The 351-nt window shown below is 49.0% G+C and carries 1 protein-coding gene; it reads right to left on the reverse strand.

The window, feature by feature from the left end:
* Positions 1 to 351, reverse strand: a 351-nt coding sequence (locus tag BFP77_RS05725) for an IS1595 family transposase (protein ID WP_143751853.1), incomplete at both ends; no start/stop codon positions are given.

Consider the following 351-nt stretch of genomic DNA (forward strand, 5'->3'; position numbering starts at 1 on the left):
CCATTTTAGTTATCAGGTTGTTGAATACGGTCGCCTTGCTTTGGGAGCGGTTTATCCTGAAGCAGAACTCGTTGAAATACCTGTTGATATGAAAGTCGCTCACCCATGAATAGGTCGTTCTAATCCAGGACTTTATCTGGTGTATCATGGTATGCAGCGCCTTGAAGTTGGCCCCCTTCGCGCTTTCTATCTGGTTTATATCGTAGACCTTTGCGATGGGCCTGTACCCCTTCCATTTGTCCGTGGTCACCTTGGCCTCCCTGCTGATATTGTTGATGAAGATATATTGCAGCGACCTTGCCGAGAAGTCCTCGATGCGCATGGCGTACATGCGCCTGACCTTACCTTCCG

This window comes from Maribacter sp. 4U21, from assembly GCF_002742365.1.
Lineage (GTDB): Bacteria > Bacteroidota > Bacteroidia > Flavobacteriales > Flavobacteriaceae > Maribacter.